Annotated in this window: 4 protein-coding genes; 3 read left to right on the top strand and 1 reads right to left on the bottom strand. The window is 60.3% G+C overall.

The window, feature by feature from the left end:
• From AB4Y84_RS18200 to AB4Y84_RS18210, 3 genes are all read left to right on the top strand, one after another.
• A partial coding sequence (locus AB4Y84_RS18200; protein WP_442250599.1) for an NAD-dependent dehydratase occupies positions 1-490 on the top strand: 490 nt, incomplete at its 5' end.
• A gap of 59 nt (positions 491-549) precedes the next feature.
• Positions 550-1,041, top strand: a complete 492-nt coding sequence (locus AB4Y84_RS18205; RefSeq protein WP_442243569.1) for an SRPBCC family protein — start codon at positions 550-552, stop codon at positions 1,039-1,041.
• A gap of 10 nt (positions 1,042-1,051) precedes the next feature.
• Positions 1,052-1,675: a flavin reductase family protein gene (locus AB4Y84_RS18210; protein WP_442243568.1), complete on the top strand. Its 624-nt coding sequence runs from the start codon at positions 1,052-1,054 to the stop codon at positions 1,673-1,675.
• A 253-nt stretch (positions 1,676-1,928) separates the two neighbouring features.
• Here AB4Y84_RS18210 and AB4Y84_RS18215 read toward each other — a convergent pair.
• Positions 1,929-2,887, bottom strand: a 959-nt coding sequence (locus AB4Y84_RS18215) for an AraC family transcriptional regulator (protein ID WP_442250600.1), incomplete at its 5' end; no start/stop codon positions are given.

Raw genomic sequence — 2,887 nt, forward strand, 5'->3', positions numbered from 1 at the left:
CACCAACTTTGACGCGCTCGATGAGAAGGCCAGCTGGTGGGAAGTCGACGCAGTGATCTGTGCGTTGGGTACGACGATTCGTGCTGCGGGATCAAAGGCCGAGTTTCGAAAGGTTGATCACCACTATCCACTGAGCGTCGCGCGGTTCGCACGCGCGCACGGTGCGCCGGCATTCGTGCTCACCTCGGCAACAGGAGCCAACCGCAGGTCTCGCTTCTTCTACAACCGGGTGAAGGCTGAGCTGGAGCATGACCTGTCCACGTTGGGATTTGAGTCGCTCACCTATGTTCGGCCTGGAGTGATCGGCGGAGATCGCGAGGCATTTCGTTTGATCGAACGAGCCCTGGTGATGGCCTTGAAGCTTATCGGCCTAATTCTGCCCAAACGCCTGCGCCTGAATCTGCCACAGGCGATCGCAGCACAGCTGCTCAATGCAGCAGTAGGTCAGGTCCCGGGCACTCACATTGTCACTTCCGAGCAGATGATCTGAAGTCATCCGCTCAACCCAAACATTGCTGCAGGTGAGCCCTGTGCCACCAGGAGAAAAGAATGCCTCAGGTTCAATACAACGCCATTATCAACAGCAATTCGGATTCCGTCTGGAGTGTGCTCAAGCGCTTTGGTGCGATCAGTGATTGGCACCCCGCCATCCCCAGCAGTGAAATAGAGGGCGACGGGCCGGATGGGGTGGTCGGATGCATTCGCCGCCTGGTTCTGGCCGACGGGGCGATGCTTCGGGAGCAGCTTCTCATGATGGACGAGCGTCAGCAGAGCTTTTCCTATCGTTTCCTGGAGGCGCCGCTTGCAGTGGATAACTATGTGGCACATGTGAAGATCATTCCGCTGCACGGTCAGGAAAAGTCGGTGGTCCAGTGGACCGCCAGCTTTGAGAACCAGCAGCAAGATCCCCACGGCATGCAGACGGAGGCCATTCGTTCTCTTATTGTGGGTGGCCACGAAAGCCTGGCGGCGTTTCTGAGCGACCAAGGTGAGGCGGCCCCGATCCGCGCAATGCGTGCAGATACGTTGGAACGACAATAGGAGCATCGCGATGAGCACCGACATACGGCCAGTGCCGCTGGATAAGGCCTATAGACTGATCAATCACGGCCCGACTGTCCTGGTATCCGCTCGGCACGACGCCGTGGACAACGTCATGGCCGCAGCATGGGCCTGCGCCTTGGACTATGACCCGCCCAAGCTTACGGTTGTCCTGGACAAGATCGCGAAGACCCGGGAACTAGTCGAGCTCAGCGGCCGACTGGTCGTTCAGGTTCCCACGGTCGCTCAGGTAGAGCTGACCTACCAGGTCGGACATATGAGCCTGACGGAAGATCCGGATAAGTTGGCACGCTGCGGAGTTGAGCTGATGAACCTGGACGGACGAGACATGCCGTTCGTGTCCGGATGTGCTGCCTGGCTCGAATGTCGACTGATTCCGGAGCCGCAGATGCAGGGCCGCCACGATCTTTTCGTGGCGGAGGTAGTCGGAGCATGGGCTGATGCACGCGTGTTTGCAGAGGGCCATTGGCACTTTGCCGAAGCTCCCGACGATCTCAGAAGCGTCCACTACATTGCGGGTGCGCACTTCTACGCGATCGGCGAAGAGCACGTTGCGACCAAACGCAAACGCGTCAACCCCGCTAAAGAAGGGGACGGATCACCGGCCGACTGAGCAAAGGCTTGTGGTGACAGCCGTGAGAACTTCAGATTGTGCTTAGCCAAGGAGCGCATCACGGCCGCTGGATGTGGCTGGGATAGCCCACTCTAGTGCCATGTTTGGAGCTGCCAAAGACAATTGAACGCCGGTGACCTCACGGCACGCCCCATGGATGCAGCCGAGAGAGGTTGTTGATTCGACGGCAGCTCAGAAGATTAGGGATGTTCATCGCGGGTAGCGCTGATGTCCACTTCTGGCCGTGAGTGGACTATGGCGAGGCCAAGGGGCGCCCGCGCCGAGTCGCCCCAGGAGAGTGCCCCATGACGCGCWTGTAGGCGCGACTGAAGGCTGCCTGCGACGCGTAGCCGAGACGCTCTGCCACTACCTCGATGGAGAGGCTTTGGTGGGTCAGCCATTGACTCGCCAATTGCATTCGCAGCTCGGTCACGTACCGCAGGGGCGCGGTTCCAATAACGGTCTGGAACCGGTCTGCAAAGACAGAACGTGAGATGTTGGATTCTGCAGCCAACGCTTCGACGGTCCAGTCACGCCCAGGATCTTTGTGCAGGGCAAGCAACGACAGCGATAGACGAGGGTCGCGCATGGCCATGACCAAGCCGGATGCGCCGTCGCAACCGCGCTCGACCCAGTCGCGGACAATCATGGCGGCGACGGCATCCGCCAGTCGGGCGAGTATGCCTGCAAATCCAATACGTCCGGAGCACACCTCGCGCTTCATCGCGTCGACCATCGGCAACAGCCCGGGGAACTGAGTGCCGTTGCCATCGGCCAACATCACCGCCGGCATCACCTTGCTCAACCCTTGCATGCCACCCAGATCGAACACCATGCATCCGTGGAAAAGCACGGCGCTTGGCACGGCATGGGTGCTCGGGCACGTGTCTATCCCGCTCACCGTGTCACCCAGCGGGGCGGCGTCTATCGTTTCCAGGCACTGGACGGGATGGTCCTCGCCCGACAGCAACGCGTGTCCTTCTCCTCGGGGAAGAAGCACGACATCCCCGGCGGAGAGCAGGTGTTGGCTGCCGTCCTCGCCACGAAGAATCGCAGTGCCCACTGCCACGTAATGGAAGTAGGCATGCCCGGGCTTCGGGGTAAATCCAAGCCCAAAGGTCGGCCCGGTCTGAATGCGTCGGTATTGAACGCCATGCAGCCGCATGCCGGTCAGCAGCTCGCTGATCAGGTCGGAGGGCAGGTGTGGGGCGT

Origin of the sequence: Stenotrophomonas sp. 2YAF22 (genome assembly GCF_052114665.1) — a bacterium.
Taxonomy (GTDB): Bacteria; Pseudomonadota; Gammaproteobacteria; order Xanthomonadales; family Xanthomonadaceae; genus Stenotrophomonas; species Stenotrophomonas indicatrix.

Bases quoted from the DNA above. Each gene is read 5' to 3' on its own strand.
- AB4Y84_RS18205 (WP_442243569.1), top strand. From the start codon at position 550: ATGCCTCAGGTTCAATACAACGCCATTATCAACAGCAATTCGGATTCC.
- AB4Y84_RS18210 (WP_442243568.1), top strand. From the start codon at position 1,052: ATGAGCACCGACATACGGCCAGTGCCGCTGGATAAGGCCTATAGACTG.